This is a genomic window from Rhodoferax sp., assembly GCF_044236835.1.
Taxonomy (GTDB): Bacteria; Pseudomonadota; Gammaproteobacteria; order Burkholderiales; family Burkholderiaceae_C; genus Allorhodoferax.
On record NZ_JBIIGC010000014.1, the window covers coordinates 25,290 to 51,362 of the forward strand.

The 26,073-nt window shown below is 63.7% G+C and carries 21 protein-coding genes; 6 read left to right on the forward strand and 15 right to left on the reverse strand.

What is annotated here, in order from left to right; translation table 11 throughout:
- Window positions 1-7: 7 nt before the first annotated feature.
- From ACILRC_RS10830 to ACILRC_RS10840, 3 genes are read right to left on the reverse strand one after another with little or no spacing between them, the layout of a single operon-like run.
- Window positions 8-1,282 (reverse strand): TIGR03862 family flavoprotein, encoded by a 1,275-nt coding sequence (locus tag ACILRC_RS10830; RefSeq protein ID WP_395669384.1) that lies wholly within the window; start codon window positions 1,280-1,282, stop codon window positions 8-10.
- Entirely contained in the window at window positions 1,279-4,647 is a 3,369-nt protein-coding gene (locus tag ACILRC_RS10835) for a UvrD-helicase domain-containing protein (RefSeq protein ID WP_395669385.1), read from the reverse strand. Before ACILRC_RS10835 ends, ACILRC_RS10830 begins: the two co-directional genes overlap by 4 nt.
- The gene (locus ACILRC_RS10840; RefSeq protein WP_395669386.1) at window positions 4,644-7,283 is read right to left on the reverse strand and encodes a PD-(D/E)XK nuclease family protein; all 2,640 of its coding nucleotides are present in this window, start codon (window positions 7,281-7,283) and stop codon (window positions 4,644-4,646) included. Before ACILRC_RS10840 ends, ACILRC_RS10835 begins: the two co-directional genes overlap by 4 nt.
- Window positions 7,284-7,369: 86 nt before the next feature.
- Here ACILRC_RS10840 and trxA point away from each other — a divergent pair, with 86 nt between their 5' ends.
- The 4 genes from trxA (at window position 7,370) to ACILRC_RS10860 (ending at window position 11,354) form a co-directional block, all read left to right on the forward strand.
- Window positions 7,370-7,708, forward strand: a complete 339-nt coding sequence (gene trxA / locus ACILRC_RS10845; protein WP_395669387.1) for a thioredoxin TrxA — start codon at window positions 7,370-7,372, stop codon at window positions 7,706-7,708.
- Window positions 7,709-7,927: 219 nt separating this feature from the next.
- A complete protein-coding gene (gene rho / locus ACILRC_RS10850) occupies window positions 7,928-9,190 on the forward strand; it encodes a transcription termination factor Rho (RefSeq protein ID WP_395669388.1) in 1,263 nt (420 codons plus the stop codon).
- A gap of 95 nt (window positions 9,191-9,285) precedes the next feature.
- Window positions 9,286-9,543, forward strand: coding sequence for a type B 50S ribosomal protein L31 (locus ACILRC_RS10855; RefSeq protein WP_395669389.1), 258 nt, complete (start codon window positions 9,286-9,288; stop codon window positions 9,541-9,543).
- A gap of 101 nt (window positions 9,544-9,644) precedes the next feature.
- Entirely contained in the window at window positions 9,645-11,354 is a 1,710-nt protein-coding gene (locus tag ACILRC_RS10860) for a hypothetical protein (RefSeq protein ID WP_395669390.1), read from the forward strand.
- On the opposite strand, the gene phoR is transcribed toward ACILRC_RS10860, so the two are convergent.
- From phoR to pstS, 7 genes are all read right to left on the reverse strand, one after another.
- Complete coding sequence (gene phoR / locus ACILRC_RS10865; RefSeq protein WP_395669391.1) at window positions 11,341-12,699, reverse strand: phosphate regulon sensor histidine kinase PhoR; 1,359 nt, start codon at window positions 12,697-12,699, stop codon at window positions 11,341-11,343. The genes ACILRC_RS10860 and phoR overlap by 14 nt on opposite strands.
- Before the next feature lie 16 nt (window positions 12,700-12,715).
- The gene (phoB, locus tag ACILRC_RS10870; protein WP_395669392.1) at window positions 12,716-13,468 is read right to left on the reverse strand and encodes a phosphate regulon transcriptional regulator PhoB; all 753 of its coding nucleotides are present in this window, start codon (window positions 13,466-13,468) and stop codon (window positions 12,716-12,718) included.
- Window positions 13,465-14,166: a phosphate signaling complex protein PhoU gene (phoU, locus tag ACILRC_RS10875; protein ID WP_395669393.1), complete on the reverse strand. Its 702-nt coding sequence runs from the start codon at window positions 14,164-14,166 to the stop codon at window positions 13,465-13,467. Before phoU ends, phoB begins: the two co-directional genes overlap by 4 nt.
- 30 nt (window positions 14,167-14,196) lie before the next feature.
- Window positions 14,197-14,976 carry a phosphate ABC transporter ATP-binding protein PstB gene (gene pstB / locus ACILRC_RS10880; RefSeq protein ID WP_395669394.1) on the reverse strand — a complete coding sequence of 260 codons (780 nt, stop codon included), beginning with the start codon at window positions 14,974-14,976 and terminating at the stop codon, window positions 14,197-14,199.
- A 19-nt stretch (window positions 14,977-14,995) separates the two neighbouring features.
- Window positions 14,996-15,856 carry a phosphate ABC transporter permease PstA gene (gene pstA, locus ACILRC_RS10885; protein WP_395669454.1) on the reverse strand — a complete coding sequence of 287 codons (861 nt, stop codon included), beginning with the start codon at window positions 15,854-15,856 and terminating at the stop codon, window positions 14,996-14,998.
- Window positions 15,856-16,821, reverse strand: a complete 966-nt coding sequence (pstC, locus tag ACILRC_RS10890; RefSeq protein ID WP_395669395.1) for a phosphate ABC transporter permease subunit PstC — start codon at window positions 16,819-16,821, stop codon at window positions 15,856-15,858. The genes pstA and pstC overlap by 1 nt, the downstream gene beginning before the upstream one ends.
- Window positions 16,822-16,901: 80 nt before the next feature.
- Window positions 16,902-17,945 (reverse strand): phosphate ABC transporter substrate-binding protein PstS, encoded by a 1,044-nt coding sequence (pstS, locus tag ACILRC_RS10895; RefSeq protein WP_395669396.1) that lies wholly within the window; start codon window positions 17,943-17,945, stop codon window positions 16,902-16,904.
- A gap of 286 nt (window positions 17,946-18,231) precedes the next feature.
- On the opposite strand from pstS, the gene ACILRC_RS10900 reads away from it, so the two are divergent.
- Both ACILRC_RS10900 and ACILRC_RS10905 read left to right on the forward strand, forming a co-directional pair.
- Window positions 18,232-19,740: an exopolyphosphatase gene (locus ACILRC_RS10900; protein ID WP_395669397.1), complete on the forward strand. Its 1,509-nt coding sequence runs from the start codon at window positions 18,232-18,234 to the stop codon at window positions 19,738-19,740.
- A gap of 81 nt (window positions 19,741-19,821) precedes the next feature.
- Complete coding sequence (locus ACILRC_RS10905) at window positions 19,822-20,376, forward strand: hypothetical protein (protein WP_395669398.1); 555 nt, start codon at window positions 19,822-19,824, stop codon at window positions 20,374-20,376.
- A 70-nt stretch (window positions 20,377-20,446) separates the two neighbouring features.
- Here ACILRC_RS10905 and ACILRC_RS10910 read toward each other — a convergent pair whose 3' ends face one another.
- The 5 genes from ACILRC_RS10910 to folP all read right to left on the reverse strand — a co-directional run bounded on the left by ACILRC_RS10910 (window position 20,447) and on the right by folP (window position 26,037).
- A complete protein-coding gene (locus ACILRC_RS10910; protein WP_395669399.1) occupies window positions 20,447-20,908 on the reverse strand; it encodes a SixA phosphatase family protein in 462 nt (153 codons plus the stop codon).
- A gap of 18 nt (window positions 20,909-20,926) precedes the next feature.
- Window positions 20,927-23,023 (reverse strand): polyphosphate kinase 1, encoded by a 2,097-nt coding sequence (gene ppk1 / locus ACILRC_RS10915; RefSeq protein ID WP_395669400.1) that lies wholly within the window; start codon window positions 23,021-23,023, stop codon window positions 20,927-20,929.
- A gap of 112 nt (window positions 23,024-23,135) precedes the next feature.
- A complete protein-coding gene (locus tag ACILRC_RS10920; protein WP_395669401.1) occupies window positions 23,136-23,771 on the reverse strand; it encodes a GNAT family N-acetyltransferase in 636 nt (211 codons plus the stop codon).
- Window positions 23,768-25,102, reverse strand: a complete 1,335-nt coding sequence (gene glmM / locus ACILRC_RS10925; RefSeq protein ID WP_395669402.1) for a phosphoglucosamine mutase — start codon at window positions 25,100-25,102, stop codon at window positions 23,768-23,770. The genes ACILRC_RS10920 and glmM overlap by 4 nt, the downstream gene beginning before the upstream one ends.
- A gap of 29 nt (window positions 25,103-25,131) precedes the next feature.
- Window positions 25,132-26,037: a dihydropteroate synthase gene (gene folP, locus ACILRC_RS10930; protein ID WP_395669403.1), complete on the reverse strand. Its 906-nt coding sequence runs from the start codon at window positions 26,035-26,037 to the stop codon at window positions 25,132-25,134.
- Between the last annotated feature and the right edge of the window lie 36 nt (window positions 26,038-26,073).

The window sequence follows — 26,073 nt, forward strand, 5'->3', positions numbered from 1 at the left end:
CCCCGCCCTACCCCTGGCGCAAATGCCCCACCACCCCCCTTCCCGCCCGGTGCCCGCTGGCCAGCACTGCTTGCAGCAGGTAGCCGCCGGTGGGGGCTTCCCAGTCGAGCATTTCGCCGGCACAGAACACGCCGGGGAGCTGTTCCAGCATCAGTTCGGGGCTGAGCACTTCGAACAGCACGCCGCCCGCGGTGCTGATGGCTTCGTCCAGTGGGCGGGTGGCGCACAGCGTGATGGGCAGCGCCTTGATGGCGCACGCCAGTGCTGCGGGCTCGGCGAGCACCGCTTTGGGCAGCAGTTCGTGCAGCAGAGCGAACTTGATGCCGTCCAGGCGCAGCCGGCTCTTGAGGTGGCCGGAGAGCGAGCGTGAGCCCCGGGGGTGCGACACCTCGGCCAGCACGCGCGCGGCGTCCAGGTCGGGCAGTAGGTCCAGGGTGAAGCGGGCGCTGCCGTGGTGGCTGACTTCGTCGCGCAGCAAGGCCGAGGCGGCGTAGATCAGGCTGCCCTCCACGCCGGTGGCCGTGGCCACGAATTCGCCCTTGCGCGCGAACTGGCGTCCGTGGTACGAGGTGAACCCAATCGCCACCGACTTGAGCGGCTTGCCCGCGTAGTTCTCCCTAAAGTAGTCGCTCCAGCCGTGCTCCACATCGAAGCCACAGTTGGCGGGCAGCAGCGGGGCCACCGCCACGCCACGCTGCGCCAGCAGCTCCACCCAGGCACCGTTGGAGCCCAGGCGCGACCAGCTTGCGCCGCCCAAAGCCAGCACCACGGCGCGGGCGCGAACCGAGAGCGTGCCATCCGGGTTGTCAAAGGTGAGCGCACCGCTGGCGTCCCAACCGGTCCAGCGGTGGCGCATATGGAACTGCACTGGCGTGCCCGATGGCGGGTGGCGCAAGCGTTGCAGCCAGCTGCGCAGCAGGGGCGCGGATTTCATGTCCGTGGGGAACACGCGGCCCGACGATCCTACAAAGGTATTCACGCCCAGATCGGCCGCCCAGGCGCACAGGCGGGCGGCGTCAAAACCATCCAGCAAAGCCGCGATGGCGTCGCGCCGCTCACCGTAGCGGCCGGCAAACACCTCCGGCGGGTCGGTGTGCGTGAGGTTGAGGCCGCCCTTGCCCGCGAGCAAAAACTTGCGTCCCACCGAGGGCATGGAGTCGAACACATGCACCGCCACGCCCGCTTCGCACAGCACCTGCGCCGCCATCAAACCCGCCGGACCGCCGCCCACCACGGCGACATCAACGGTGTCGAAACTTGCTTGCATCTGGGTCGTGCTCATGGTGCGTTCAAGCCGATCAGCCGTCCTTGCGGTGTAACAAACGCGGCGCACACGATGCTTGCGTCGGCCATGCTTTCTGCCACCGCCTGGCGGTAGGTAGCAAGCTGGGCGCGCAGCTCGGGGTCGCGCTCGGGCTGGGCTTGCGACTTGTAGTCCAGCACCCACCAAACGCCCTGGGGCGCGCGGCGCACCAGCCGGTCGATGCGCAGTGCGCGGCCCCGGTGGACGATGGGTACTTCGTTGCCGGCCCAGTCAATCTGCGCGCTGTCCCAAGCCCATGCCGCCTCGCCCGCCAGAATGCCGCAGGCCATGGCGTGCACGCTGGCGATGTGCTCTGCGTTCAAATCAAACTGGCTTGCCAGTTGCGCCATTTGTACCGACGTCCAAGGCGGCGGCAACTCCACCCCGCCAGGCCGGGGCTGCACCCACTCCAACAGCCGGTGCATGGCCTCGCCCATGCGCGAGGCTTCGGTGTCTACCTGCGGCTCGGCAAGTTGCAGTACCGGGGTTGGCGGCCTGGCGCTGCGCTGCGGCAGCACCCAAAGCTGTACAGGCGCGCTTGTGCTGCCGGGCGCGGTGCTAACTTCTTCACCAGCCGCCAGATCCTGCACCTCGGGCAGCGCAACAGGCTGGGCATGCACCTGCAGCCGCTGCCACGGACTGCGGGGCTGCGCCCTGTGCGGGGCGCGGCTGGAGATGACCACAGTGTGTTTGGCGCGCGTGATGGCCACATACAGCGCATTGACCTCTTCGCGGCTGCGCGCTGCGAGCTCGTTGGCCAAGACCGGCAGCACGCAATCGGGCGGATCGGACTCGCTCGCCAAAAACACAAAACGCTGTGGGTGCGGCGACTCGCCGGGCCAGTTCACCAGCACGCCCATGGTTTCGGGATGGGGTTTCTCGCCGTCGGTGTCTAGCAGCAGCACCAGCGGTGCCTCCAAGCCCTTGGCACCGTGGATGGTCAGCAAACGCACCGCCCCCGGCCGCGCCTGCACCGGCGCGGCGATGCCGCCAGCACGCAGGGCGCGCACCAAGGCAAACGGCGTGGTGTAACGCCCGCCGTCGAGCGCCAGCACCGCGCCCAGCAGCGCCCGCAGATTGGCCAGCACCGCCTCGTGACAACCAGCAGGGGCCGCCGCCGCATAGCGGGCCAGCACATCGCCGTGTTCGTAAATGGTGTGCAGCGCATCGTGCACCGGCACCGTGGATAGCAGGCGCTGCCAAGCGGCCAATGTGGCGCCCACACTGGCGAGGATGCTGGGCAAGTCGGTGGCGGTGCGTAGCAGGTCAAACCAGCTGCGCGCGGCAGCGCGGGCGCTGCGGTGGCGCAGTGCCAGTTGCACCAAGTCAGCGTCGCTGACTCCAAACAGGGGCGACTTGAGAACCCGCGCCAGCGAGAGGTCGTGGCGTGGCGAGCACAGCACGTCCAGCAGGGCCACCAGGTCTTGCACCTCGGGCATGTCGCACAGGTCGGTGCTTTCAGGCTGCTGGGCCGCAATGCCCAGGGCCGCCAGCTCGGCCTGCATCAGGCTCAGGTTCTCGCGCTTGCGCGCCAGCACCATGACATCGCCGGGCGACAGCGCGGCTTCGGACGAGCCCGCCGCGCCCTGCAAGTGCTGCGCCAGCCAACGCGCAGCTTGGCGGCACTCCAAGGTCTTGACGGTGTCTTCCAATACAAAACGCGGGCTGGTCAGAGAATCCCGCCAGCTCGCAGGCTCGGCCGCCGCAGTTGACGCCTCTGCCGAAGACGCCACTTTGCGCGCCGACGCGGGCCGAGGTATCTGATGCAACTGCAGGAAGCGGCCCCTCTCCTGGGAGTCGGTGCTGTGCGGGCGAAAGCCGTCGAACTCGCCCGCATTTTGGGCCTCTTGCATCACGGTGTTGAGCACCGCCACCACCGCCTGTGCATTGCGCCGCGTGTGGTCGCAGCTGAGCAGCTCGCCGCCCAAGCCGTGCTGCACAAACACTTTGGCCGCGCGAAACACCTGCGGCTCGGCGCGGCGAAAGCGGTAAATGCTTTGCTTGGGGTCGCCCACGATGAACACGCCCGGCGCCTTGCCGGCACCGGCGTAGCCCGAGATCCACGCGTTGAGGGCCTGCCACTGCAGAGGATTGGTGTCCTGGAATTCGTCGATCAACAAATGGCGCACTTGCGCATCCAGCCGCTCTTGCACCCAGCCACTGAGCACCGGGTCGGACATCAGGGCCAGCGCGGCCAGCTCCAGATCGCCCATATCGATCCAGCCGCGCTCGCGCTTGAGGTCGGCGTAGTCAGCCACCAAGAGGCGCAGCAGCCGGGCCATGCGCCCTTGGTGCAGCCAGGCTTCGTGCTGAACTTGGGCACGGCGCAACCGCAGCAGGCTGTCTTGCGCTTGGGTGACCACCTCGGCCCCGTTGCCTTTGACGGGCAGCGCGCGCGGTTCAAGTTTTTGGGTGAACAGCGCCGCCACGGCGGCATCGGCGTCGCGCGCGTCCAGCGCTTGCTCCAGCCCACTGGCCGCCTCGCGGCTTTTTTTGCCTGTTTGCTCGCCCAGCACCTTGGCGGCCTGCCACAGCAACTCGTTCAGCGCGCCGCTGTGCAGCGCGTCATACGGCTGGGCAAAGCTTGCAAACTCCGCAAACTGCTGGCCATGCGGGGCCACCGACTGCGCCACCACGCCCTGGGCGTCAGCAAGCACAAATTCGGTGCGTTTGTGCAGCGCCTGCTCCAGCGCCTTGTGCGCGTTGTGGCGGCCGTGCGCCGCGACCAGGGCGCGGTAGTCGGCATCGGCCTCGGGGTTGCCCGCCACGCGCCGCAAGAAGCGTCGCCACACCTGGGCAATGGCCGGCTTGTCTTCTTGCAGCAGCTCGTAGGCAGTGGGCAGGCCCAGGCCCTGCAGCACGCCCAGTGGCGCACCGCCCACCAACGCGGCAAACCAGCTGTGGAAGGTGCGGATCTGCACTGGCCGACCGCCTTGCAGCAGCGACAGATGCAGGCAGCGCAATGTCTGCAATTGGGGCGATCCGAGCTCCACCTCCAAGCCGCGCGCGCGCAACTCGCGCACCAGCTCTGCGTCGCTGGTGGTGGCGAACTCGGCCAGCAAGGCCTGCAGGCGCTGCCGCATCTCGGCGGCAGCTTTTTTGGTGAAGGTGATGGCCAAAATCTCGTGCGGCGCACAGCCGTCGAGCAACGCACGCACGATGCGCGACACCAGCACCCAGGTCTTGCCCGCCCCGGCGCAAGCCTCCACCACCACGCTGCGGCGCGGGTCGCAGGCGATGGCGTAAAAGCGCGCGGCATCGACGGGCGCGCCGTTGTGCTCGTACGCAGCCACTGGTGGCAGTGGTCCGGTGGGGTCTTCCACAGGTTCGTGTGGCGTACTCATGGCGTGCCCCAAAAGTCTTTGCGGCATAGGCCGCGCGCGTCGCAGTAAGTGCACGCCGCTGCCTCCCCCAGGGCGGGCAACGGTGCGCCTTGGGCGATGCGCGCCCAGTCTTGTTGCAGGCCTTCGATCAATGCGTCACGCGCAGCCACCAGTTCGGTTTGCTCTACCAGCTTGGTGCCTTCTTCGCGATCAGACAGGTTGAGGTAGCCACCGCGCAAGGTGTCGTCGGGCAGCAGCGCCGCATAGAACGCAATTTGGGTGTCCTCCAGCGGTTCTTTGGTGCGCTTTTTGGACACGTCGAGGGACTCGGTTTTGTAGTCCAACAGCAGGCGGCTGCCGTCTGGCGCGCTGTCGATGCGGTCCACCCGGCCATACAACACCAAGTCGCCCAGCGGCAAACGGTGTTCGGTTTCGCCGCTTTGGAAGCGCAGGCCCTGCGCGGTGTGCGCGCGCAGCCAGCGCAGGTAGCCTTCGCGCAACTTCGGCCAGGCGGCGTCAAAGGGCAAAAACTCGTCGGCAGGCAGTGCCAACGCTTCGGTGCTGGCCTGCGCCGCTTGGTCCAGCGCCAGCCGCAGCGCGACGTCGTCGTGGCCTGCGGTGTCGCCCACGCGGGTGTGAAAGCGCTGCAGCACATCGTGCAGCCATAGCCCGAAGTCCCGCTTGTCCACCTCGACCTCCAGCTCGGGCACCGCGCGCAGACCCAATTGGCGAAGCGCAAAAAAACGGTAGGGGCAGTGGCGCAGATCGGCGTAGGCGCCCTGCGTCCATTCGCGCAGCGGCAAGGCATCGCCTTGCGGCATCGGGCGCGGCACCGGTTGATGCGCCAGGGTACGCAGCATGCGGGGATCCTCTTGCGACAGCTGTACCTGCTCTACCTGCTGCACCTGTAACAAGCGCACGAGGGTGCTGGGCAACAAGGTCTCGCCGGCCTCGTCGGCAGTGCGCCACAGCACATCCACCGCTGGGGTGCGCAGCGCTTGGGCCCAGGCGGCGCTGGTGGCGTGCTCGGTCGCCTCGCGTGTCGGCAGGCCCAGGGCTGCGCGCTGCGCGGGGGTCCACAGGCCAACAGGTTCGGGCGAGGGGTTGAGGCGCTGCTCGTCGCACCCCGCCAACACCAGCGCAGCAAAGGGGCGCGCCAGCATTTGGCTCAGGGGCAAAAACACCACCTCTTCGCGCAGCGGGTGGCTGGGCTGGAAATTGCTGGCCTCCAGCACCTCGTTGACCCATTGGGTGAACTCCGACAGGTCCATGCGGCGCGCACCCCACAGCGCATCGGCAGCCAGTGCGTCAAAGGCTGCGCCGTCGGCTTCGGTCAGGCGCAGCGCCGACAGCATTTGCGCACCAGCAGCGTCGGCCTGCAGGGGTGCGAGCAGCCCCGCGTCGTCCAGCAGCTGGCGCAGGCGCAGCAGCCATTGCGACACGCTCACGCGCCCGGCCATCCGATCGCGCAGCGCGTTGACCTGCGAGCACAGCGCGGGCAAGCCGGAATCCGCCTGCACCGCTTGGCTGTGGGCTGCACCGGCCCAGTCGCGCACTGCGTCGGTGCGCAGTGCGGCTTCCAACACGTCGGTGGTGGCCTGCCAGCGCGGGGCCAACTTGAGCCACGCCAAGACCGTGTCGCTAGATGCGCTCCAATGGCAGGCGCGCAGGGCCGCCATGAGTTGGCCCGCCGCCAGCGTGGTCGAGAGCTTCCAGCCGGTTTCGTCGCGGATGGCCACGCCCGCACCGTCGAGCAGGGCGCGCAGCCGGCGGGTGAGCGCGCGGTCGCTAGAGACCAATGCCAGCGGGTAACGCCCGGCTTCGATGTGCGCAATGGCGCAGGCCGCGGCGTACTGGGCTTCGTCCTCGGCGTCGCTGCAGGCGCGCAGCACTGCGGGCGGCGGTGCGGGCATGGGAGCGTCGGCCAGCGGCAGTGGCCGTTCCACCAAGGGCAGCGCCAGCAGGGCCTCGCCCCAAACCGCGCGCAAGCCCTCGGCCAGCGGGTCGGGCAGCAGCCCATGGGCCAGCACCAGTGCGTCCGTCCCTGCCAGCAAACCTGGGTCAAACAGGGCGTCGCTGGCGTAGCCCGAAGCGGCCACCCACTCGATGGCGATACGGGCAGACGCGGCTTCCAGGTGCATGGCGCCGCCGGCTAAGGCGTCCAGTGCCAGCCGGTGGCGGGCCTGCGCCGCCCAGACCGTGCGGCCAGCGGGTGGCTGGGCGGCGGCCATCGGTGCCAAAGTCTGGGCTGCGGCCACCAGGGTGCCGCGCAGCGCATTGGCGTACTCTGCCAGACCGGCACGAGCCAAAAGTGCCTGCGCCGTGAGCCCATCCAGGCCAAGGTCAAACCGGATGTCCAGTGGCCCCGGCCTGGCCGCGCCCAGCACGGCGGCCCAGCTTTGGGTGGTTTCGAACCGGGGGGCAAAGCCTTGCGGGTACAACTGCGCCCACAAGCGCGCTGCCAAGGGGCGCAGCTGTGCATAAGGCAACAGCACCACGGTGCGCCCAGGGTGTGCACCGCGCTGCGCCAAGTGCGCACGCAAGCGCTGGAAAAAGCCGTGCACCGGGTCGCACCAGACGGCCACTGCCGGGTGGTCGGACGGAAAATCGAAGGCCGCAATCGGGCCCGAAACAGGGCCTGCGCCGGGATTGGTCATTGCCTCGGGGCGGACAAGAGATAGCGGCGTTTCTGTCACAATGCCGCGACTTTAGCTGCAACAGCATCCAACCCAAGGAGCCCCCCATGGCCAGCGACCTGATCAAACACGTGACCGACGCCACCTTCGAGGCCGAAGTGCTGAAAAGCCAACAACCCATCCTGGTGGACTATTGGGCCGAGTGGTGCGGTCCCTGCAAGATGATTGCGCCCATTCTCGACGAGCTCTCGACCACCTACGCTGGCAAGCTGCAAATCGCCAAGATGAACGTGGACGACAACCGGGACATTCCCGGCAAGTTTGGTATCCGCGGCATTCCCACACTCATGCTGTTCAAAAACGGGCAGCTTGCTGCCACCAAGGTAGGCGCCATGAGCAAGGCCCAGCTCACCGCCTTCATTGACCAGCAACTGACCGAGGCATAAGCCAGACCGCACCGGCAGCCAAGACCCCAGGCCGTGACACCGCAGCACGGCCTTTTTTTGCTGTCATAATCCGCCCAGTTGCCAGCCTGCACCCAGGCGCGGCACCGGGCACGGGCCACAGACCCCAGCCCAGCCAGCGGGCCCTACCGCCCAAGTCCTTTCCCCAGAGTTTTCGGTCCCATTGCGATCTTCGGCACAACGCCACAACGGAAAACCTCCATGCATTTAAACGAACTCAAAGCACTGCACGTATCCGAAGTGCTGAAGCAGGCCGAAGAGCTTGAAATTGAAAACACGGGACGCATGCGCAAGCAAGAGTTGATGTTTGCCATCATCAAAAAGCGCGCTCGCACCGGGGAGCAAATCATTGCGGACGGCGTACTCGAAATCTTGCCCGATGGATTTGGCTTTCTGCGCAGCCCCGACACCAGCTACACCGCCAGCACCGACGACATCTACATCAGCCCCAGCCAGGTACGCCGCTTCAACCTGCACACCGGCGACATGATCGAAGGCGAGGTGCGCACCCCCAAAGACGGCGAGCGCTACTTCGCACTCAACAAGCTCGACAAGGTCAACGGCGGTCTGCCCGAGACCAACAAGCACAAGGTGATGTTCGAAAACCTCACGCCGCTGTTCCCCAAAGCGCAAATGCGGCTGGAACAGGACATCAAGGGCGAAGAGAACATCACCGGCCGGGTGATCGACATCATTGCGCCCATCGGCAAGGGGCAGCGCGCGCTGATCGTGGCACAACCCAAGAGCGGCAAGACGGTGATGATGCAGCACATCGCCCACGCCATTTCGGCCAACTACCCCGAGAGCTACCTGATGGTGCTGCTGATTGACGAGCGCCCTGAAGAAGTAACCGAGATGCAGCGCACCGTCAAAGGCGAGGTGATTGCCTCCACCTTCGACGAGCCCGCCGCCCGCCACGTGCATGTGGCCGAAATGGTGATTGAGCGTGCCAAGCGCCTGGTCGAACTTAAAAAAGACGTGGTGATTTTGCTGGACTCCATCACCCGCCTGGCCCGTGCGTACAACAACGTGGTGCCCTCCTCCGGCAAGGTGTTGACCGGTGGTGTCGACGCCAATGCGCTGCAGCGTCCCAAGCGCTTTTTAGGGGCCGCCCGCAACGTGGAGGAAGGCGGCTCGCTGACCATCATCGCCACAGCGCTAGTGGACACTGGCAGCCGCATGGACGAAGTGATCTTTGAAGAGTTCAAGGGCACTGGCAACTCCGAAATCCACTTGGACCGCCGCCTGTACGAGAAGCGCGTGTTCCCCTCCATCCAGCTCAACCGCAGCGGCACCCGGCGCGAAGAGCTGCTGCTGCAGCCCGAGATCTTGCAGAAGACGCGCATCCTGCGCCAGTTCCTCTACAACATGGACGAGGTCGAGGCGATGGAAATGGTGCTCAAGCAAATGCGCGCCACCAAGAACAACAGCGAGTTCTTCGACATGATGCGTCGGGGCGGCTAGGCTACAATCGCGGGTTTCGCGACAAGTGCGCGGGTTGGAAGTCAGGTACGGTACCTGACGGCCTGCAGCGGCTAACGCAATCGATGGAGCACCCAATGAAAGATGGCATTCACCCCAACTACCGCGAGGTCTGTTTCCTGGACCTGTCCAACAACTTCAAGTTCGTGACCCGGTCTTGCGTCAACGCCAAAGAAATGATCAAGATGGAAGACGGCCGCGAACTGCCGCTCTACAAGCTCGATACCTCCAGTGAATCGCACCCCTTCTACACTGGCACCCAAAAGTCGGTGGACAACATGGGCGGACGCGTCGAGAAGTTCCGCAACCGCTTCGGCAAAGCCGCAGCGAAATAAATTGCCCCGGGCTTTGGCCTGGACGGCAAACATACAGGCAGCCCGGTTTTCCGTGCTGCCTTTTTTACGCCCCACCCCCGGCGCCCCTAGCCGCTGAGCTTGTGAACCAACCCACCCCCGCCATCGTCACCCGCGAGGCCGCCCGCAGGCTGCCGCGCTGGGCGCTGCTGATGTTTTGCGCGGCCTACCTGCTGCCGGGTTTCATCGGGCGCGAGGCCTGGAAAAGCGCAGACATGGGCGCACTGGGCTTCATGGCAGAGCTGGCCGAAGGCAGTGCCCGCTGGTTGGCACCGACCTTGGTGGGCAGCCCCAGCGAAAACCCGGCGCTGCTGCCCTACTGGCTGGGCGCGGTTGCGCTGCAATGGAGCCCCTCCTGGCTGGCACCCGACTTCGCAGTACGCCTACCCTTTATGGGTTTGCTGGCGCTTTGCTTGGCATGCACTTGGTATGCAACGTACCACTTGGCGAGCAGTCCTCGCGCGCAACCCGTCGCGTTTGCGTTTGGTGGTGAGGCGCCGCCCAAAGATTACGCGCGGGCCATCGCCGATGGTGGGCTGCTGGCCTTGATCGCCTGTTTGGGCTTGGCGCAGTTGGCACACGAGACCACGCCGGCCCTGGCCCAGACCAGCTTTTGCGCACTGGCGTTTTCTGGCTTGTCCGTGCTGCGCCGCAAACGCAGCACCGGCCTGTGGGCCAGCGCGGTAGGCCTGCTGGGCTTGGCCCTGTGCGGTGCCCCCGCCATGGCGCTCGCGTTTGGACTAGGCGGCTTGTGGATCCACGTTGCTGACGCCGCATCGGCGCGCGAGCCTGGAGCCCCGGCGCCAAGCACCGAGACGGGCGGCACTGTCGCAATGCTGCTGTGCGCCTTGGCACTGACCGCCACGGTGGCCTGGTGGGCCGACCTGTGGCGTTGGAAGCTGGAGTTTCCACCGGCGACCTGGAGCCACTGGAAGGGCTTTGCCGAACTGCTGATTTGGTTCACCTGGCCTGCCTGGCCGTTGGCGGTGTGGACGCTGTGGCGTTGGCGGCGGCAGTGGTTGGGCGGCGCATTTGGTCGCCACATTGCCCTGCCCTTGTGGTTCGTGTGCGTCACGCTGGTGGCCACACTGGCCTCGGCCGCGTCCGACCGAACCCTGATGCTGGGCCTTCCCGCCCTGGCCACGCTGGCAGCCTTTGCCCTGCCCACACTGCAGCGCCAAGTGGGCGCGCTGATCGACTGGTTCACCCTGCTGTTTTTCTCGGGCTGCGGTCTGACGATTTGGGTGGTGTGGATTGCCATGCAAACCGGGTTCCCGGCCCAACCCGCGGCCAATGTGGCGCGTTTGGCACCGGGCTTTGTGCCCACGTTTTCGGTGCTAACTTGCGCGCTTGCGCTGGTGGCCACAGCGGTTTGGGCATGGCTGGTGCGCTGGCGGGTGGGCCGCCACCGCACCGCGCTGTGGAAGAGCCTGGTGCTGCCAGCGGGCGGTGCGGCTTGGTGCTGGCTGCTGCTGATGACCTTGTGGCTGCCGCTGCTGAACTACACCCAAAGCTACTCCGCACTGGTGCGCCACACCCTGTTGCAGATGCAGCCGCAAGGCTGCGCCCATGTGTTGGGCCTGGGCCACGGGACGCTGGCGGCTTACCAGTTCTACGGTCGACTCAGCTTGCAGCCCTTGGACGCCGCGCCCCAGTGCCCTTGGCTGCTGGCCGAGCCGCGGGAGGGGATGCAAGTGCCCTACGGGGTGAGCGCGTCGGACTGGGTGCTACAAACGGCAGTGCGCCACCCGACCGACGGCAACCAGACAGTGCTGGTGTTCAGGCGTCGATAAGCTCGGCGCTAGCCCGCACCGTAGCCATCGGACGCACCCGGCGCGCCGGAAAGTGGATCGAAAAGGTCGAGCCCTTGCCCGGCGTGCTCTCGATCAACAACTCTGCACCATGGCGCTGTGACACATGCTTGACGATGGCCAAGCCCAAGCCGGTGCCGCCGGTTTCACGCGAGCGGCTGCGGTCCACCCGGTAAAAGCGCTCAGTCAGGCGCGGCACGTGCTCGGCCGCGATGCCTGCACCGTGGTCGCGCACGCTGAACACCGCCGAACCATCGTCTTGCACAGTCCACGCGATTTCCACACGCTGGTCCGCCGGCGAATATCGCACGGCGTTGCCAATCAAATTGGACATGGCGCTTTGCAACTCCGAGGCCGAGCCCGCGATTTCGCTGGCCTCGGTCGCGCTGAAATCCAGTACATGCGGCTCCATCCACAGGGCGCAGGACAGGTGCATGGCGTCTTGCTCGCACTGCGCCATCAAGGCCGGCACTGAAACCCAATCGAAGGCCGAAGGAAGCGGGCTACCCTCCAAGCGGGAGAGTGTCAGCAAGTCGCTAACCAGCGTCTGCATGCGGTGGGCCTGCTGGGACATCAAATCAAGGTAACGCTCGCGCTCGGCCTCTTGCAAATTGAGGGTTTGCAGGGTTTCGACAAAGCCAGCCAGCACGGTCAGCGGGGTGCGAATTTCATGGGAGACGTTGGCCACAAAGTCACGGCGCATCGCCTCTGCCTGCTCTTTGGCGGTGATGTCGCGCGAGAGCAGCAGGCTGCGGCCCTCGCCATAGGGGTGCAGGTGCACCGACAAGTTGACTGGCCGTGATGTGGTGCTGTTGCGCCCGGGCATCTGCACGTCGTGGCGGAAATCACCGGCGGTGAAATAGCCAGCAAAACCTGGGTCGCGCACGAGGTTGCCAAAGTGCTGTAACAGATCGCGCTGGCTGTCCAAACCGAAGTGGTCGGACGCGGTTTGGTTGAACCACTCGATACGCTTGTCGGCATCGAGCAACACTACGCCGTTGGGCGAGGCTTGCAATGCAGCCAAAAAATCCTGCAGTCGGGTATCGTTTTCACGCACTGCGCGCTCTCGCAGAAGCAGCAGCCGGCGAATGCGCTCTTGCATCTCGCCCCAGCTGCCGCCGATCGAGGGCAGCTCGGTTGGGTTCTCTGCGCGCAGCCAGCGCATCAGGCGGGCGCCCTGCAGCCCGTCAATGACGACCCAAGCGCCACCGCCTGCCAGTGCAGCCAACAAAACCAAGGACAAAGACGTGTCGGCACCGCCAAACAGACGCACCGCAACAGCAGGTGCGAGCTGGAACGCCAACATGGGGAGCAGGCGCCAGACCATGCCGCGGTCCTGAACGCTAGACGCTAGGTTGGGTGGTAGGAACCTGGGGACGTTCTGCAAGCACCGATGAAAGTGTTACCGCCGGCTTGGCAGTAAGTCGGTAACCTGCGCCACGCACGGTCTCCACCATGGGTCCGGCTGGACCCAGAGCCTCGCGCAAACGCTTGACATGCACGTCAACGGTGCGCTCCTCAATATACACATGGTCGCCCCAGACCTTGTCGAGCAGCTGGGCCCGACTATGGACGCGTTCTGGGCTGCCCATGAAGAACTGCAGCAACTTGAACTCGGTAGGGCCGAGCTTGAGTGCTTGGTCGCCAAAGGCCACACGGTAGGTAGCAGGGTCGAGTGTCAGGGCGTTGACCTGAAGCAGCGCTCCCTCGGGTTCCGGCGCTTTGCGGCGCAACACCGCGCGCACACGGGCCAGCAACTCTTTGGTGGAGAAGGGCTTGGCGATGTAGTCGTCGGCGCCAGCGTCCAGCCCAGCCACCCGGTCGGCCTCGTCGCCACGGGCGGTCAGCATGATGATGGGCACGGCCTTGCAGCGAGCGCTAGCACGCCAGCGGCGCGCCAGCATCAAACCGGTTTCGCCGGGGAGCATCCAGTCCAGCAAGATGAGGTCAGGAACCGAAGCCTCGATCTCACGCTCAGCCGAGGCGCTGTCCATGGCCCACGTGGTGCGAAAGCCGTTGTGCCGCAGGTTGACTGCGATCAGCTCGGCAATCGCCGGCTCGTCTTCCACCACCAACACGGCGGGCATGTGTCTCATCGGATGACCGACTCCACCTGCTGGATGCTGGTGTGGCGCACATCTTCGCCCTTGACCACGTAGATGATGAACTCGGCTATGTTCTTTGCATGGTCGCCGATGCGCTCAATCGCCTTGGCCAAGAACAGCAAGTCCAGGCTGGGCGAGATCATGCGGGGGTCTTCCATCATGTAGGTCACCAGCTTGCGCACAAAGCCGTCGAACTCGGAGTCGATGAGGTCGTCTTCCTTCAGGATGGCCAGCGCGGCGTTGACATCCAGGCGGGCAAACGCGTCCAGTGCTTTGTTGAGGAGCCCGGAGGCCAGGTCAGCGGCGACGCGCAACTCCAGCGACGGTAGCGAGCGCGGTGCCCCGCTGTGGATGATGGAACGCACCATGCGAGCGATCTTTTCGGCTTCGTCGCCCACGCGCTCCAGGTTGGCGGTGGTTTTGGAAATGGCAATCAGCAAGCGCAGATCGCGCGCAGTGGGCTGGCGCCGCGCGATGATCGAGGAGAGATCGTGATCAATCTCGATCTCCATGGCGTTCACCCTCGCCTCGTTGGCGCTGACCTGCTCGGAGGCTTCCAGGCTGAATTGTGAAAGCGCGTAAATGGCCTGGCGGATCTGCGATTCGACCAGCCCGCCCATCTCCAGCACCTGGGTGGAGACACCGGTCAGCTCGGAGTCGAACTGGGTGGATAAGTGTTTGTCTGCCATGGTGGTTCCTAGTGAAAAGGGGGCGGGCGCTTAGCCGAAGCGGCCAGTGATGTAGTCCTCAGTCTCTTTGCGCTGCGGCTTGAAGAACATCTGCTCGGTGGAGCCAAACTCCATCAAGTCGCCTAGGTACATGTAGGCGGTGTAATCGCTGCAGCGCGCGGCCTGCTGCATATTGTGGGTGACGATCAGCACCGTGTAGTCGGCCTTCAGTTCCACAATCAGTTCTTCGATTTTTGCGGTGGAGATCGGGTCCAGCGCAGAGCACGGCTCGTCAAGCAGCAGTACCTCAGGCTTAATCGCAACGCCGCGGGCAATGCACAGGCGCTGCTGTTGGCCGCCCGAGAGGCTGTTGCCGCTTTGGTGCAGCTTGTCTTTGACCTCGCCCCACAACGCAGCCTTGCGCAGGGCCCATTCGACACGCTCTTCCATGTCCGTGGGGTTGAGGTTCTCGAACAGCTTCACACCGAAGGCGATGTTCTCGAAGATCGACATCGGAAACGGCGTGGGCTTTTGGAACACCATGCCGACCTTGGCACGCAGCAGGGCCACGTCTTCTTTGCTCTTGAGCAAGTCTTCGCCGTCCAGCAGGATCTGGCCTTCGGCGCGCTGCTCGGGATACAGCTCAAACATGCGGTTGAAGATGCGCAGCAGCGTGGACTTGCCGCAGCCCGAAGGACCGATGAAGGCGGTCACTTTGTTCTGCGGGATCTCCAGGTTGATTCCCTTGAGCGCATGGAACTTGCCGTAGTAGAAGTTCAGGTCCTTAACGGCAATCTTGATCTTTTCGACGGTAGGCGTGGAATTGGGCATGGTCTTCTCTTTTCAGGGCTTAGTTTTTGGTGCGGGTCAACACCCGGGCCAAGATGTTGAGGAACAGGACCGCCAGGGTGATCAAGAACACACCTGCCCAGGCCAGCTTTTGCCAGTTTTCGTAGGGGCTCATGGCGAACTTGAAGATGGTGACAGGCAAGCTGGCCATGGGTTCGGTCACGTTGGACGACCAGAACTGGTTATTGAGCGCGGTGAACAGCAGCGGCGCGGTTTCACCTGCGATGCGTGCGATGGCCAGCAGAATGCCAGTGATCACACCTGCACGGGCGGCCTTGAGGGTGATGCTCAAAATGACCTTCCACTTGGGAGCGCCCAGCGCATAAGCAGCCTCGCGCAGCCCGGGAGGCACCAGTTGCAGCATGTTCTCGGTGGTGCGGATAACCACTGGAATGACGATCAGGGCCAGCGCCATCACACCCGCCAAGGCCGAGAAGGAGTTGAAGGGATTCACGGCCACCGCGTACACAAACAAGCCAATCACGATGGAAGGCGCGGACAACAAAATGTCATTCACAAAGCGCGTCAGGTTGGCAAGCCAGCCCTTGGTGTCGAACTCGGCCAGGTAGATGCCCGCCATCACACCAATCGGAGTGCCCACGCAGGTGGCCAGCATCACGATGATGAAGGATCCGAACAGGGCGTTGGCCAAGCCGCCTTCTTCATTGGGGCCAGGGGTCATCTGGGTCAGGGTGGACCAGGTAAGGCCGCCGATGCCCAGGGTGATGGTTTCAAACAGAATCCAGAACAACCAGAACAGGCCAAAAGCCATAGCGACCAAGGCCAGGCCGGTGGCCAGGTAGTTGATCCGGTTACGCCGCGCGAAGATGGCCGCGCGGGATTGCTTTTCGACTGCGGACATCATGTTTTGGTTCCTTCGCCTTTGCGCAGTTGCGCCAGCAAAATTTTGGACAAAGACAGAATGACGAAGGTGATGAAAAACAGCACCAGGCCCAGGTACATGAGCGCAGCTTGGTGCAAGCCCTCACCAGCCTCCGCGAACTCGTTGGCCAAAGCAGATGTGATGCTGTTGGCCGCCTGGAACAGGCTCAAGGAGTCCAGCTGGTTGAAGTTGCCAATCACAAAAGTGACCGCCATGGTCTCGCCAATGGCACGGCCCAGACCTAGCATGATGCCGCCGACCACACCGGCCTTGGTGTAAGGCAACACCACCCTGGTGACCACCTCCCAGGTGGTAGCACCCAGGCCGTAGGCGGACTCTTTGAGCAGGGGCGGGGTGACTTCAAACACATCGCGCATCACCGCCGAAATGAACGGAATGATCATGATGGCCAAGATGATGCCGGCCGACAGAATGCCTATGCCCACGGGTGGGCCAGAGACCAGCGCGCCCAGGTAGGGCACGCCATCAAAAGCTGCTTGCAAGGGTTGCTGCACGTAGGTGGCCAGCACGGGGCCAAAAATGAGCAGGCCCCACATGCCGTACACGATGGAGGGAATGGCAGCGAGCAACTCAATGGCCGTTCCCAGCGGCCGCTTAAGCCATGCAGGGGAGAGTTCAGTCAAGAACAGCGCGATGCCAAAACTCACCGGCACCGCAATCACCAACGCAATGAGCGAAGTGGCAATCGTGCCGTAAATCATGACCAAGCCACCAAACTCTTCCTGGACCGGGTCCCAGGCAGTGCTGGTCAAAAAGCCCAGGCCATACTTTTCTATGGCAGGCCAGGCGCTGATGGTCAGAGAGGTCAAAATCGCCAGCAGCAAACCCAAGGTAAGCACCGCAGCCGACTTGGAAAGGACTCCGAAAATGCGGTCGGCCAAAGGCCCGGAGCGGGCACGCTTGGGAGCAGGGGGCTGGTTCATGGCGTGCGTCTTCTTATCGTTGAGAGGACCAGGGGAAGCGTCCCCATGCGCAAGTACAGTGGACATGGGGACCTTGCTGTTTACTTGAACGCGATGGGCTTGCCAGAGGCGTCCTTGATTTCACCCCAGGACTTTTGGATGGTGGCAATCACGTCCGCAGGCATAGGCACGTAGTCCAGCTCGGTTGCTGCTTTGCCGCCGTTGGCAAAAGCCCAGTTGAAAAACTTGAGCGTTTCGCTGGCGTTGGCCGGCTTGTCTTGCTTGGTATGCATCAGGATGAAGGTCGCCGTCGAAATGGGCCAGGCGTTCTTGCCGGGTTGGTCGGTGATGAGTTGGTAGAAGGACTTGTTCCAATCGGCACCAGCGGCAGCGGCTTTGAAAGCCTCGTCATCGGGTGCAACGAACACGCCGTCGCGGTTCTTGAGCAAGGTGAAGGTCATCTTGTTTTGCTTGACGTACGAGTACTCAACGTAACCGATGGAGTTGGGCAGGCGGCCCACAAATGCGGCAACACCTTCATTGCCCTTGCCGCCAGCACCGACTGGCCAGTTGACCGCGGTGCCCTCACCCACTTTGGCCTTCCACTCGGGGTGGACGCGGCTGAGGTAGTTGGTGAAATTGAAGGTGGTGCCCGAGCCGTCAGCGCGGCGCACCGGGGCAATTGCGGCATCAGGCAGTGGCAATGTGGGGTTCAGTGCCTTGAGTGCTGGGTCGTTCCAGCGGGTGATCTTGCCAAGGAAAATGTCGCCCAGGGTTTGGCTGTCAAGCTTCATCTGGCCAGGTGCGATGCCCTTCACATTGATCACAGGAACGGTGCCACCGATCACGGTGGGAAACTGCACTTGGCCTTTGGACTTGAGCACATCGTCGGTCAAAGGCATGTCGGATGCGCCAAAGTCAACCGTCTTGGAGTCGATCTGGCGGATGCCGCCACCGGAACCGATGGACTGGTAGTTGACCTTCACGCCGGTGGCCTTGTTGTAATCAGAGGCCCACTTGGAGTAGATCGGTGCGGGGAAGCTGGCGCCGGCGCCGGTGATTTCTTGTGCGCCCACCGCGCCTGTAAACAAGGAAGCAGAAGCAATTGCCAGTGGCAAAAGCGTGCTGGAAAACGAAATCTTCATGGTGAATCCTCAGGTTGTGGAAAAGACGACCCACTCAATGTAAGAACCTTTTATGTCAACCATGTGACAAGTACCCTTACGGCTACGCGGGCTGAGTCCCAGCCATTTGCTGCACGTGGATACGGACCGCCTAAGCCAAAACACCGCTTTTGACACATTTCTGTCATATTAACCGAGCAGGCTATTGGGCTACAGCCCGCGCCCCACGGGGTACGCGGCCCACAAAGTCCGGGTGCTATGCTCCGGGCGCCCTCACTGAACCACCCCACTCCCACCGCCCTCTCCCATGCACACCGGAACCCGTCTTGCCGCCGTCGACCTCGGATCTAACAGCTTTCGCTTGGAAATTGGACGGGTGGACCACGGGCAGTTTCTGCGCACCGAGTACCTCAAGGAAACGGTGCGCCAAGGTGGGGGGCTCGACGAAAGCCGCAACCTGACCTCCGCCGCCATGCAGGCTGGCTGGGACTGTCTGGCGCGCTTTGGCGAACGGCTGGCGGGTTTCAAGCCGGGCGAAGTCAAGGCAGTGGCGACCCAGACGCTGCGCGAAGCGCGCAACCGCGATGCGTTTCTGGCGCGCGGCCAGGAAATGTTGGGCTTTCCTATTGATGTGATTTCGGGCCGCGAAGAGGCGCGCCTGATTTACCAGGGCGTGGCCCAGATGCTGGCGCCGTCCCTGGAACGGCGGCTGGTGATCGACATCGGTGGCCGCTCCACCGAGATGATTCTGGGCACCGGGCGGGTACCCCAGGTGATGGAGTCGTTCCGGGTGGGCAGCATCGGCTGGTCGCTGCGGCACTTTGCCGACGGACAGTTCACCCAACGCGCGTTCGAGGTGGCTGAGGTGGCGGCGATCGCGGTGCTAGACGAGGCGTTTGACGCCTACCACCCCGACCACTGGGATGCCGCCTACGGCTCCGCGGGCACAGTCGGCGCGATCGGCGATGTGCTGGTAGCCGCAGGCTGGCCCGAGGGCGTCATCACCCAGGAGGGGCTGGACTGGCTGCTAGAGCGGCTACTGGCAGCGCAGTCGGTTGACCGGCTGCGGGTGGCGGGCATGCGCGAAGACCGCAAGGCCATCATCGGCGGCGGCGTGAGCGTGATGCGTGCCGTCTTTAGGCTGCTGGGCATCCAGACCATGCACATGGCCGCAGGGGGCCTGCGCCACGGACTGATTTGCGACCTGCTCGGCAACACCGACGACGTGGGGGATTTGCGGGTAAACAGCGTGCGCCGGCTGGCGCAGAAGTTTGGCGTAGACACGGTGCACGGCGAACGCGTGGGGCGGGTCGCAGTTCAGCTCTTCAACCAACTCTCCAAAACCGCGCTGCAAGGTGCCGATGTCGATTTAGAGCGCCTGCGCCGCAAGCTGCAATGGGCGGCGCAATTGCATGAGATCGGTGGGCACATCTCGCACGCCGATTACCACAAGCACGGCGCCTACATCTTGGACAACGCCGATGCCATGGGCTTCTCGCTCTCGGAGCTTCACCGCTTGAGCTTGCTGGTGTTGGGGCACCGCGGCAAGCTACGCAAGCTGGAAGGGGTGCTATCCGACGGAACCATCATTTGCCAATTGCTTTCGCTGCGGCTCGCAGTCATTTTGTGCCACGCAAGGCGGGAACCCGATTTGAGCGGCATGGTCTTAGAGCGCTCCAGCAGCGACCCCCAACGTATGCGCCTGAGCTGCCGCAGCGGATGGGCTGAGGCCTACCCACAATCAGCGCACCTGTTGCGCGAGGAGACACTGGCCTGGGACAAAACCGCTTGGTCGCTCGAGGTGCGGGGGCTGTAGGCCGCACCACCAAGCGACCCTATTGCGGACGCTTTAAAACGGTATAAACTATATGTACTGTTTTTAACTTAGGAGCATCCGATGGCAACCGTTGAAACCCCAAGCGCAGCAACCAAGGCCGCCGCAAGCTCGCAGAGCGCCGCCAAACCGGCGGTGACCGCCGCGGCCAAGCCAAGCACCAAAAAGGCGCCCGCCAAGGCGGCCAAAGCCACCCCAGCAGCTAAGCCGGCGACAGCCGGCCCCACGGCAAGCGCAGCGGCCAAGCCGGTGACTACACCAGCGAAGAAAAATGTTGCCTCCAAACCGGCGGCCAAGCCCGCTGCCAAGGCACCGACCAAGCCTTCGTCCACCGCCGCCAAACCTGCGGTAAAGGCCGCAGCAAAATCGCCCATAGCCAAACCGGCCAAGGAAAAAAAGGTCAAGTTGGTGCGTGACAGTTTCACCATGCCCAAGACAGAGTTCGTGGTGCTGGAGGCGCTGAAGCTGCGTGCGGGCAAGCTGTCCACGACGGTGAAGAAAACCGAGCTGCTGCGCGCTGGCATCAAGGCATTGGCCGCCATGGGCGATGCCGCATTTCTGGCGGCGGTGCGCGCGGTGCCCAGTCTAAAGACCGGACGTCCCGTCAAGGCCAAGTAACGCTAAGGACCACCGTGGGTGGGCCTTTCCAAGCCGCGCTAAGGCGGGTTCGCCCCGCAGTGCAGTCGCTCTACAAGGTCTCGGGCGACTGCACTGTGACGACCACGGCGTGGCTTTGGTCCTCACGCTCCCGGTAGCGCAGCCACCAGATCGCCCCCTTCTTCACAGCGCATTCTCCCGCCGAGAGCCCTACCAAGCGGGCAACGGTTTGACCCAAGGTCGGCTGGTGGCCCACCACCAGCACACACGATCTCGCGTGGGGCCACTGAACCAGTTGCAGCAAATCCTCGGGGCCCGACAAGGGCGCCAGTGCGGGACTGAGGCGAAACTTTCGCTGTAAGGCGCGGGCCGTGTGTTCCGCGCGAAGGGCCGGGCTAGACCAGATTTTTGCGCCATCGGGCAATTGACGGTCCAGCCATGCGGCCATGCGTGCAGCTTGCTTTTCGCCGCGCGGGGTCAGGGTGCGCGCCATGTCATCCCCGACCAGTTCCAGATCAATCGCCTCGGCGTGGCGCCACAAAATCAAATCCATTTCAGGCCCCCGGTTCAGTCAACCTTTTTGGCCGTAACGGCCCATCAACGCCTGCTGCGCACTGTGCGCCGATTTGCCGGTGGCCACGGCTCGGGTGTAGGTACCGTCTGGCCCCAAGTTCCAGGCGTCCACACCATCGTGCAGGTAAGCCACCAGGCATTCGTCCACCACGCGCTGGCGCAGCACCGGATCGGTCACCGGCCAGGCCAGTTCCACGCGCCGCACCATGTTGCGGTTCATCCAGTCGGCACTAGAGAGGTACAAATCCTCCACCTCGCCCTCACGGAAGTAAAACACCCGCGAGTGCTCCAAAAAGCGGCCAATGACCGAGCGCACGCGGATGTTGTCCGTCATGCCGCGCAGCTGCGCCGGCAGCATGCAGGCGCCGCGCACGATCAGGTCAATCTGTACGCCCTGCTGGCCAGCGCGCATCAGGCAGTAGATCAAGGCCTCGTCGGTGAGGGCATTCATCTTCACCACGATGCGGCAGCTGGCTCCCGATGCCGCCGCGCGGGCCAGCTCGTCGATCTTGGCCATCAATTTGCGGTGCAGAAAAAACGGTGCCATCCACATTTTGCGCAACCGAGGCAGACGGCTTTGGCTGGCCAGGTGCACAAACACATGCTCCATGTCACCCGTGATGGCGGGGTCAGCCGTGACGTGGCTGATGTCGGTATACAGCCGGGCGGTGCGGGGGTTGTAGTTGCCGGTGGACAGGTGTCCATAGCGCCGGAGTTGCTTGCCCTCGCGGCGGGTGATTAACATCATCTTGGCATGGGTCTTGAGGCCGACCACACCGTACACCACCTGGGCACCAATGGATTCGAGCATCTCCGCCCAGTTGATATTGGCCTCTTCATCAAAGCGGGCCTTGAGCTCCACCACCACGGTCACTTCCTTGCCACGGCGCACTGCTTCGCGCAACAAATCCATCAACTCGGAGTCGGCCCCGGTGCGGTAAATCGTTTGTTTGATGGCCAAGACGCCAGGGTCATTGACCGCCTCGCGCAGAAAGGCCAGCACACCATCGAAGCTCTCAAAGGGCTGGTGGATCAGGATGTCGGATTGCTTGAGCTGCTCAAAAATCGATTGCGACGGCTGAATTTGGCGTGGATACGCCCCGCGGTAGGGCGAAAAACACAGGTCGGGCCGGTTCACCAGATCGATCACCTGGGTCAGGCGCACGAGATTCACAGGCCCGGGCACCCGAAACAGCGAGCGCGCGGTCAGGGAAAACTGCGCCAGCAAAAAATCCGCCAGATAGTCTGAGCAACCGGCAGACACTTCCAAGCGCACGGCCTGCCCATAGTGCCGATGGACCAATCCTTGGCGCAGGGCGGTACGCAGATTTTTGACATCTTCCTCGTCCACCGCCAAGTCGGAGTGCCTGGTCACCCGGAACTGCGAAAACTGGCCCACGGAGCGGCCCAAAAACAACTCATCCAGGTGGGCGCGGATGACGCTGGACAGCGATACCAGCACCAGCTTGCCGCCGGCGACCTTGTCGGGCAGACGGATCAGGCGCGGCAGCACCCGCGGAACCTTGACGATGGCAATTTCGTTCTCGCGGCCAAATGCGTCTTTGCCACCCAGTCGCACGATGAAATTGAGGGACTTGTTGGCCACCTGCGGAAACGGGTGCGAGGGATCCAGCCCCACCGGAATCAACAGAGGTTTGACCTCGCGGTCAAAGTACTGCTTGACCCAAGCGCGCTGGCTGGCATTGCGCTCACCGTGGGCCAGGATGTGTATGCCCTTGCGCTCAAAAGCAGGAAGGATTTTTTCGTTGTACAGGGCGTATTGGCGAGCCACCAAGGTCTGCAGCGTTGCAGACAACTTCTCAAAACTCTGGACGGAGAACGTGCCCTTTTGGTCATCGGACCGGCTCGCAGTGAGGTGGGGCTCGGCGCGCACCTCAAAGAACTCATCGAGGTTGGACGAAACGATGCAGAGGTAGCGCAACCGCTCCAGTAGAGGCACATCTTCGCGTTCGGCCCAGTTCAGAACCCGCTCATTGAACGCCAGGATGCTGTGGTCGCGGTCAAGCAACGCAGGCATCTGCTCAGCGCTGGCTTGGATCGCACCAGGATGCGGATTTGGAGGTGTTGCGGTCATAAAAACAATCTAATCACGCGCCATTGTGTCGCGCTGGCATGGTCCATTCAACTGGCCCAAAGCAGCCACATAATCCAAAGCAATTGTGCGCGCCATGGATGACAAAAAAATTTCAATAGGATGACGGTGGTTGACCCCGAACACGGAGGTGCTCTGCGGGTTGGCCCACCACTGCGTCATGCGCTTCGGTGCGATCCACCGTGGGTTGGCTCGGCGTTAGCGTTGATTTAGCCGGGAGAGGGTCGCACGCCAGCGGCTTTTGCATGAACCGGGCCTGTCCCATGGCCGGGTCCAGCACATACGCCTCAAAGCCGCAACGGGCGTACAGCGCCATCGCGCCGGTGTTGCCAGACAGCACCTCCAAGGTCAGCTTGCAGGCGCCGCGGGCAATGGAGAGCGCCTCAACCAACGCAAGCATGCGCTGGCCTACACCATGGCCACGGTGGGTCGCAAGCACCGCCAAATCGTGCACATTGACCAAGGGTCGGCATGCAAACGTAGAAAAACCTTCGATGCAGTTGACCAGGCCTACCGGGCGGCTGTCGTCTTCACCATCAAAGGCCAGCACACTGAACGCTTGCGGTCGGGCCGCCAAGGACGCGACCACATTGGATTTGGCAAACACACTCAGCCCTTGCCCGCCGCCCATCGGGTCAAGCGCATATGCATCGAGCAGGGTTACCAAGGCGGCGGCGTGGGTCTCCTTGGAATAGTCTGCTTGGCAGACGCGGATGGTGTCCTGGCTCATGCAGCGGCTAGGGTGTCCGCAATACGCTGTGCACAGGATTGGGCCATCGTGGCATCGCGGGCTTCTACCATGACCCGCAGCACCGGCTCAGTGCCGCTGGCACGTATCAGCACCCGGCCAGAGTCGCCCAGCTCGGCCTCAACCTCTGCCGTGACCTCTTGCAGCTGCCGGTTAGCTTTCCAGTCGCGGCCGGACTGGAGGCGCACATTGATCAAGACTTGCGGAAACAAGGTGATGGCGTTGAGCAACTCGGCAACCGTCTTGCCCGAACGCACGCAGGCCTGCAGCACCAGCAAGGCCGACACCAGGCCATCGCCGGTGGTGTGCTTGTCCAGAGCGAGCAAGTGCCCGGAGCCCTCACCGCCCAGCACCCAGCGGTGTGCGTGCAAGGCCTCCAGAACATGGCGGTCGCCCACCTTGGCACGCACCAGCGACACGCCGCGCGCGCCAAGCGCCAGTTCCACCGCCATGTTGGTCATCAAGGTACCCACCACACCTGGTACCGATTCGCCCCGCCCCAGCCGGTCGTCGGCCATCAGATAGAGCAGCTCGTCGCCGTTGTACAAACGGCCTTGCGCATCGACCCACTGCAGGCGGTCCGCATCGCCATCGAGTGCGATGCCCATATCGGCGCCGTGGGCCAGAACCGCAGCGACGAGGGCCTCGGGGTGGGTGGCGCCCACGTCCCTGTTGATGTTGAGGCCGTCGGGCGCGCAGCCAATAGAGATGACGTCGGCGCCGAGTTCGTGGAACACCTTGGGTGCGATCTGGTAGGCCGCACCGTGCGCCGCATCAACCACGATCTTCAAGCCTTTGAGAGTCAGGTCACCAGCGAACGTGCTCTTGCAAAACTCGATGTAGCGGCCCGCCGCATCAGTGAGTCGGCGCGACTTACCGAGGTGTGCGGAGTCAACCCACACCGGCGCCTGCTCCAGCGCGGCCTCCACCTCGAGCTCCCAGGCATCTGGGAGCTTCGTGCCTTGAGCGCTGAAAAACTTGATTCCGTTGTCAGCGAACGGGTTGTGGCTGGCGCTGATCACGACGCCCAGCGATGCCCGTTGTGCGCGTGTCAGGTAGGCTACACCCGGAGTTGGCAAAGGCCCCAACAGCACGACTTCCACGCCAGCGGAGTTGAAGCCACTTTCCAGCGCACTCTCGATCATGTAGCCTGAGATTCGCGTGTCTTTACCGATCAACACCGTCGGATGGGCCTCGCCGCGTTTGAGTACACGGCCCACCGCATGCGCCAATCGAAGCATGAAGTCTGGCGTGATGGGCGCTTGGCCCACCGTGCCGCGGATACCATCAGTTCCAAAGTAGCGTCTTGTCATATCCCTGTTTCCTTGTAGCGCAAAAGTTATCAGCCGTCGTGGGGCGCTTCGGTAACTGCAGTTCCAGCTTGGGCCTGCACCGCTTGCCACACTTGGAGTGCCTGCACCGTTTCTTTGACATCGTGCACCCGCAACACACGGGCACCGTTGTGGGCTGCGATCAAGGCAGCGGCCACGCTGGGCACCACGCGATGCGCAGGCTCGCTAGGCGCAGGCACTTCGGCGTGGGCTTGCGTCACAGCCGCCAAAGAAGACTTGCGTGACCAACCAGCCAGAACGGGGTAGCCCAGCGCGAGCAGTTGGACTTGGTGCGCCAGTAGCGAAAAGTTTTGTTGTACCGTTTTGCCAAAACCGATGCCCGGGTCGATACAAATACGCGATGCATGTACGCCGCGCTCGCGTAGTGCCGTCGCAACCGACTCCAGGAACGCGAGTACCTGCGCAGGGGCGTCACCCTCCATCGGGCGCAACTGCATGGTGGTGGGCTCGCGGTGCATGTGCATCAGGCACACGCCGCAGCGTGGGTGGGCCGCGACGACATCGGTGGCAGACACGGGCTGCAGCGGATCGCGCCAGCGCAGGGCCCAAACGTCGTTGATGATGTCCGCGCCCAGGTCCAGCACTGCCTGCATCACCTCAGGCTTGTAGGTGTCAACCGACACTGGCACCCCCAGCCCTACCGCGTACCGCACCACCGGCAGCACCCGCGCGAGTTCATCGCGCGCAGACAGCGGACTGGCTCCGGGCCGGGTTGACTCACCGCCAATGTCCAGCATGTGTGCGCCTTGCACTAGCAGCGCATCACAGTGCGCCATGGCGGCCCGGCTCGATGCGTACTGGCCACCATCAGAAAACGAATCGGGCGTCACATTAACGATGCCCATCACCTTGGGCAGCGCCAAGTCAATCGAAAAGCGTGTGGTCTGCCAGTGCACTGGGGTGTCCGTTGGAAGCGCGTTGAGTTGGGTTGG